This is a genomic window from Thermoactinomyces daqus (assembly GCF_000763315.1).
In the GTDB taxonomy this organism is placed as follows: Bacteria; Bacillota; Bacilli; order Thermoactinomycetales; family Thermoactinomycetaceae; genus Thermoactinomyces_A; species Thermoactinomyces_A daqus.
In genome coordinates this window covers 25,761-32,093 of sequence record NZ_JPST01000011.1, presented here as the reverse complement: position 1 = coordinate 32,093, position 6,333 = coordinate 25,761, and the positions used below count along the sequence as shown (strand labels likewise).

The following is a 6,333-nucleotide window of genomic DNA, read 5'->3' as shown; positions in this document are numbered from 1 at the left end:
ATTATAGACCGGCGGTAACAATTGCTAATGTACGCTGTCATGGTACAACCTTTGAACGTCCCATAGACCGCCTTCTGAAGGAAGGGTTAAAGCCCTTCAACCCCATCCCTTACGGGATGGCCGAAAGATTCCAGCGAAAGGTATCAGTGGAGGCACTGGTTGCTTATCAACTCAAGCTGCATTTTTATTTTGGTTAGTGGATCTACTATGGCTTGATTTTATTCAAAAAAACAAATCTCTCTAAGTAATAACCGCTAATAGGGGTACCTCCAGCAAATAAAAAAATCCTATTCTAAGCAATCATCATAAGACAAAACCCCGCCGAAATAGGGGCCTTAATAGAGGCACTGACAGAAATACGCGGATTTACCACACAGTAGCATAAAAAAGCAACCACCCCAACGGGTGGCAGGATGGTGCATCCCTCCGTCCTTTTGGTTAATGTGGCGAAGCCAGCTCCCTCTCCATCACCCAGACGACCCGTTCTCCCGCATGGTTTTCCGGCAGGTTGAAGAGTTCTTTCATCTCCACCTTGAGGAAGCCGAGGTGTATGGAGGTCCAGCCAAGCCGGCGGCAGGTGAGATCCAGGAAGTGTTCGGTGACTTCGCGGCCCAGGCCTTGGCCGTGCAGGTCCCGCCGGAAGATGAGGAAACCGATCCAGGGGAAGCCGTCCCTGGGGTTGTGCTTCAGGTAGGTCAGGATACCGGTGGGCGTTTCCGTCTCCTTTTCAAACAGACCAAGCATACATTCGCCAGGGTTCTCGTTCGCTTCTTTCCAGTCTTTCTCCAGCTTGGATAGGGGATAGTCTGGGCTGCCTCCCGACACTTGCAGAAAGAAGCGGTTGCTGCGGATCACGTTGAGGAAGGTGGGCAGTTCTTCCTCGCGGATAGGTCTGGCCAAGATGCGTTCGGTTTCAAACTGATTGATCATGCTGTCCTCCATTTTTGAAAACTCTCAATCAGTATAAAAAACACCGATTTTTTAAGCAATAACAAAATCAAAACAGGCTACAGTTTCACTTTCAAAATGAAAATTGGTACTCTCAGGGGGGAGAAAATGAAAAGAACCGTGGTAATTACCGGAGCAAGTTCAGGGATTGGTGCCGCTTGTGCCAAAGCCTTTGCCAAAAAAGGGAGTTCAATTATTAATTTGAAGTATTTAAAAAGTCTCTGAGCCTATGTATTGCTTTTAATATTTTTTCAATTTCATCTTTATAGTTTCTTTCTTGTCTTGCATGAAGAAGTACAGGACGAACTGATTCGATCGATCTGCCGAACTTATACATTCAATCATATCGGGGAACCATCCATGTATGAAAATGGTGTGTAGTATCTTCATTATAGAAATAGTAGACTTGTTCAATCCCTAAGACTTGACGTTGTGCTTTTCGAATCAGATGGAGGGTATGAATATAATCGTTAAGCTCTGCTTCTGTAAGTTCATCTAAACACTTAACATGCCTTTTTGAAGCTAAAATTACAAGACCTCGAACAGGATATGCGACATCTTGATGAGCATGAAAAAACTTTGTTTCATAGATTGTGCCACCATTTGGCTTTACTGCTCCTTCCACAATGGCACAGCTTAAACAATGAACAATAATCTTACGACCGTCTGCTAAGGTAATGTTCCTCAAATATTGCTCACCCCTGTTCCAGATTTATTATATAAACACCCTCTACGATTGGCTTAAACGAGATACCGGAGAATAGAGCGGTCTGCTTTGCGTTCAGCTTGGGCATTAATGTTACGGACAGTGGATGGGGCGGATCTTCACCAACTTCTCCGAAACCACATGTAACCGTTACTTCCTTAAGATTTTGTAAAATCAAGATTATCCAGCAGATACTCCTCCGTCAATCACCATAATGTGTCCTGTTATATAGCTCGCTTCATCTGAGCACAACCAAGTAACCGAATGGGCAATATCATTTGGATCTCCTATTCGATTCATTGGTATTTTGGATTCATATTGACTTGGTGTAACCCCTGTTATGTTGAAAACCTGCTCCAGCATCGGTGTATGAACAGCCCCTGGACATATTGCATTGATCCGAATATTGGATTTGGTATATTCAAGAGCAGCGGATTTGGTTAAGCTGACAACTCCGCTCTTGCTTGCCGAATAAATGGCTGCGTTTGGAGTTCCATCCAAGCCATTGATGGAAGAGATATTCACGATTGCTCCAGATCCTTGTTTTAACATCTGACGAATTTGATACTTCATGCAAAGCCAGACACCTTTAAGGTTAATTGCCAGAGTACGATCAAAATCTTCCTCTGTGACATCTGCCGTAGGAGCCAGTTTTCCGCCGATCCCCGCAGCGTTGCATGCAAAGTTGATACGACCAAAGATCGATGGTTGTTTGTATCATCTCTCTGACTTGTTCCTCTGCAGAAACATCTGCTTGAACTGCAATGGCTTCTCCACCCAAATTCTTAATCATTTCTTGTGTCTCCACAATCTTCTCTCTTGTGCGTCCGGCAATAACGACTTTTGCTCCTTTCTTTGCAAAAGCCAATGAAGTTGCTCTTCCTATTCCGGAACCGCCACCTGTAACTAAAGCCACTTTGCCAACAAATGGCTCCATTTGCTCTTCCCCTTTTCTCAATTAAATTTTTTATTTGTATGTGATCAGTAAAGAGACTCATCATATTCACTTCAATTAAAATATTTCATTTGGGATCGGAGGGGAAAACGTGGATTTTTATTTTTCCTGATGAGTGGAGGACGTGGATGCAGCGATGGGACTATCTTCGTGTAAAGGACCGGGATGAAGTTATGGGGAGCTTAATTACAAAGGTCATCATTCCGTTTTCCTGAATGGCTGCAATCTGTCCTTGGTGCAAATCCACAATCCGTTTGACAATCGCCAGTCCGATCCCAGACCTCTTTTCGGAACGGGAAGGATCACCCGTTACAAACATCTGAAACAGGCGCCCGATTATTTGACGATCTACCTGCCCGGCAGTATTGCTCAATTTTATTACGCCATATCCGTCTTCTTGTTTCGTTACGATGATGAACTTTCCTGGTTTTTTTCCGTACTTCAGGGCATTTTGAATCAGATTGTCAAACATCCTGATCAGCAAAAACGGATCTGCCTGCGCCTGTAACGGATCATTACAGATGATTCTTTCTACATCCATTTCATTCAACGCTAACATGGCGTGATTTCCTTCAAGCAATTGGTTGATCAGTTCATTCAGCGAAATAAGTTGAAACGAGGGCTGAAACTGGTCATGCGTAATTTTCGTGAACTCAAACAACTGGTCCATCATTTGCTTCAGATTTTTCGATTTTGATAAGGCGATATCCGCATATTTTTTCATCTCGTCCGGAGTGAGTTGCGATTGGTCGTGAATCAGTTTCAAGTAACCGATTACCGAAGTCAGCGGAGTTCGCAAGTCATGGGAAATGCTCGTGATCAGATCGGTCCGCTCCTGTTCCATTCTTCTTTCTTTCTCCCAGTTTGCTTTCAGCTGCCTGGCCATTTCATTTACATGAGCAGCCAAAAAGGCGATTTCATCTTTTCCTTGCTCCTTGAGGCGCAGACGAAAGTTTCCCTTGGCGATTTCTGAAATTCCTGCCGTGACTTCCTGTAATTGTTTCAATTTTCTCCGTGTCAGGATGAGATAGACAACGATAAAAACAAGAAAGAAGACAACAACAGATAAGAGAGGGTTTCCTATCCAATATGTCGTAAGCCGGCCATGGGTCTCTTTACTTATGACGAGATAATGGATTTGATGATGAAAATAAAAAGGATGAATAGCATAAATTTCCCGAAACTGGGGAACGTTGCTCGGTTCTTCATTCTGTTGCGAAATTTTCATCAAGATTTGAGCCGGGTTCATCTGCTGCTCCGTTGCGTTGGCTGACCGGACCAAAACAGTTCCCTTTTGACTTATGAGACGCAGTTTGGTTCCGCTCGCTTCTGCCTTTTCATCCAAAATAAAGCGGATCTGCCTGGGTGGAGCCTGTTGGATCAGCGGTGTTATTTTCTTCAGTTCCATTTCCAATTCGTCTCTGCTTGGGTAATAGTAGCGTTTTTCCTGGTTGATATAAGCAAATGGTTCGACGGCAATGGCTGCCGCCAACATGCTGATGAGAATGTAGAGGATAAATTGTGCACGAAGACTTGCGGCTATTTTATGATAAATTTTCTCAAAAAAACGTCGGATCATCACGTCCACCTTTATTCATTGATTATGCCAGAGGGGTTGCACCCGGTAACCGACTCCCCATACGGTCTGAATGATTATCGGCTGCTTGGGGTCCAGCTCGATTTTCTCGCGGATTTTGCGAATATGAACCATGATGGTGTTGTTTGAGGTGGTCATCGGCTCATGCCAAACTTGCTGGTAAATCTGCTCGGAGCTGAACACAATCCCCAGATTTTTGCCCAGCAGGACGAGAATGTCAAACTCCTTTGGAGTAAGGAAAACTTCTTTATCATTTACATAAACTTGTCTAGTTGACAAACGGATCGTCACATGTTGAATGTGAAGCACATCGTTTTGTTTCTCAGCCGGAGAGAAGTGCAGAAATCTTCGTAAATGCGCTTTGATTCTCGCAACCAGTTCCAACGGATTAAAAGGTTTGGTCACATAATCATCTGCTCCGATGCTGAGTCCCTGAATTTTATCCATATCCCCGGTTTTGGCTGTCAGCATGATAATCGGCATCTGGAACTTCTCCCGCAGGCGAATGCAGGCTTGCATGCCATCCATTTCAGGCATCATCAAATCCAGGATGATCAGGTCGACAGGATGCCGTTCGGCCAGACCCAATGCTTCCCGGCCATTGGTGGCATGGAAGATCCGATAACCTTCATTTTGCAGATAAAGCTGGATTAACTGGCGTATTTCGTCATCATCATCGACAATTAGAATGGTGGTGTTTTGCTTCATGAATCCTTTTCTCCTTTTCATTTTTTCTCTGGGCATAGGAACGAATGAGCAAGAGAAGAAACATCACGGCGGCGATTCCCAGAGTGAGATGACCCAAGTCCCGGCTCAGTTTCGCCACGTATGCAATGGAATCCCCAAATTGATAACCAACCGTAAAGTAAATTGCTGTCCAGACAAAGCCGGCACCGTAAGAAAATAAAGCGTACCTCGGATAAGGCATTCGCAAACTCCCGGCGAGATAGGGGACAAGGTGGCGGATGACCGGCGTGAAATAGCTGAAACAAAGAGCAAAACTCCCGTATTTCGTCAATAATCGTTCCGCGCGGATCAGGTGTTTTCGAAGCTTTTTCTTGTTTAAAAGTTTATCATAAACCGTACTCCGGGAAACCCTCCCGCCAATATAGCCGATTGAGAGCCCGGAAATTACACCGAGATAAGTGACGGTGAAAGAAGGGATCGGCTGCAGAATGTGGTATGTTGAAACCAATCCTCCGGTCATGACAATCACTTCATCCGGAATCGGCACGCCCAGGATTCCCAGCCATAAAAAAAGAAATAAAGCAAAGCAGCCGTATTCCGATATCCAGTGAATCAGTTGTGCTGTTTCCAAAATGCTCACCTCCCCTGGCAGATATAGACAAAAGCAGGCGGAAGATTAAAGGGGACAAATTGGATGTCTACCTGTTGAAAGCAAGATTGCAGAAGCGGTTTCAGTTGTAAAGAGTATTGAAACTGGATAAAAACACCGTTTGGTGCCAGAACGTTTTTTATCCCATCCATGATCTCTCTTCTCAGGGTTGCCGAAAAGTTGGCAAACGGCAGACATGAGATAATCGCATCGGCTTGGCCCAGCCTGCGTTTCTCCAGTTCCTGCACCAGGAAACGGGCATCGGAACAATGGATCAACGCCGGGTGATTTCGCTTAAGCCAGAGACTCAGCTTTGGATCGGATTCAAAGATGACTGCCTGACCATCGGAGTTTAAATTTCGTTCAATTTCCAGCGTAACAACACCAGTACCCGCTCCCAGCTCAACTACTACTTTAGCCCGGGCCCAATTCACGGGTTTTATCAAAGTATGAACCAAAAATCTTGAACTCGGTGTCACACTGCCGATTGCAGCCGGTGATTTTGTAAACCGGAGAAAAAATTGAAGTCTTTGCATCAAAGTTTCCATGGTATTGATTCTCCTTTTGTGTCAGGTCGGAAAATCCGTTTTTGCGCTCATGATTCCCATGATAAAGTGCTGCAAACTATCATAAAGAAACGGGAGCCCCGCCGGAACCTGCCAAAGTAGGATTCAAACTCAGACCTGAGACTTACTTTTTTCCGGATCGTTCGCCAGCGATTTCAGTCATAAAGAGGATTGAAACAGGATAAAACATCGCAGGGTTGCCGGAGTGATGAACCAAAAATCCTG

At 44.7% G+C, this 6,333-nt stretch carries 7 protein-coding genes and 2 pseudogenes; 2 read left to right on the top strand and 7 right to left on the bottom strand.

The features are described 5' to 3' along the window. Positions 1-197: pseudogene (locus JG50_RS20625) on the top strand (hypothetical protein); the annotation flags it as partial. Between the two features lie 241 nt (positions 198-438). Here the strand turns inward: JG50_RS20625 and JG50_RS0104850 are convergent. After that, positions 439-930 (bottom strand): GNAT family N-acetyltransferase, encoded by a 492-nt coding sequence (locus JG50_RS0104850; protein WP_033099990.1) that lies wholly within the window; start codon positions 928-930, stop codon positions 439-441. 126 nt (positions 931-1,056) lie between these two features. On the opposite strand from JG50_RS0104850, the gene JG50_RS19670 reads away from it, so the two are divergent. Next, entirely contained in the window at positions 1,057-1,173 is a 117-nt protein-coding gene (locus JG50_RS19670; RefSeq protein WP_152568483.1) for an SDR family NAD(P)-dependent oxidoreductase, read from the top strand. Between the two features lie 112 nt (positions 1,174-1,285). Here the strand turns inward: JG50_RS19670 and JG50_RS18090 are convergent, their stop codons facing one another. From JG50_RS18090 to JG50_RS0104815, 6 genes and pseudogenes are all read right to left on the bottom strand, one after another. Continuing rightward, positions 1,286-1,636, bottom strand: coding sequence for an HIT family protein (locus JG50_RS18090; RefSeq protein WP_309485182.1), 351 nt, complete (start codon positions 1,634-1,636; stop codon positions 1,286-1,288). A gap of 198 nt (positions 1,637-1,834) precedes the next feature. Then, positions 1,835-2,591: pseudogene (locus tag JG50_RS18085) on the bottom strand (glucose 1-dehydrogenase). Between the two features lie 160 nt (positions 2,592-2,751). Next, complete coding sequence (locus JG50_RS0104830; RefSeq protein ID WP_033099988.1) at positions 2,752-4,188, bottom strand: HAMP domain-containing sensor histidine kinase; 1,437 nt, start codon at positions 4,186-4,188, stop codon at positions 2,752-2,754. Positions 4,189-4,203: 15 nt separating this feature from the next. Beyond that, positions 4,204-4,914 (bottom strand): response regulator transcription factor, encoded by a 711-nt coding sequence (locus tag JG50_RS0104825; protein WP_033099987.1) that lies wholly within the window; start codon positions 4,912-4,914, stop codon positions 4,204-4,206. Further along, positions 4,880-5,524, bottom strand: coding sequence for a DedA family protein (locus tag JG50_RS0104820; RefSeq protein ID WP_052154007.1), 645 nt, complete (start codon positions 5,522-5,524; stop codon positions 4,880-4,882). Before JG50_RS0104820 ends, JG50_RS0104825 begins: the two co-directional genes overlap by 35 nt. 5 nt (positions 5,525-5,529) lie before the next feature. Beyond that, positions 5,530-6,090 (bottom strand): class I SAM-dependent methyltransferase, encoded by a 561-nt coding sequence (locus JG50_RS0104815; RefSeq protein ID WP_033099986.1) that lies wholly within the window; start codon positions 6,088-6,090, stop codon positions 5,530-5,532. Between the last annotated feature and the right edge of the window lie 243 nt (positions 6,091-6,333).

Coding starts and splice junctions, on each gene's coding strand:
- JG50_RS0104850 (WP_033099990.1), bottom strand. CDS start 930: ATGATCAATCAGTTTGAAACCGAACGCATCTTGGCCAGACCTATCCGC.
- JG50_RS19670 (WP_152568483.1), top strand. CDS start 1,057: ATGAAAAGAACCGTGGTAATTACCGGAGCAAGTTCAGGGATTGGTGCC.
- JG50_RS0104830 (WP_033099988.1), bottom strand. CDS start 4,188: ATGATCCGACGTTTTTTTGAGAAAATTTATCATAAAATAGCCGCAAGT.
- JG50_RS0104825 (WP_033099987.1), bottom strand. CDS start 4,914: ATGAAGCAAAACACCACCATTCTAATTGTCGATGATGATGACGAAATA.
- JG50_RS0104815 (WP_033099986.1), bottom strand. CDS start 6,090: ATGGAAACTTTGATGCAAAGACTTCAATTTTTTCTCCGGTTTACAAAA.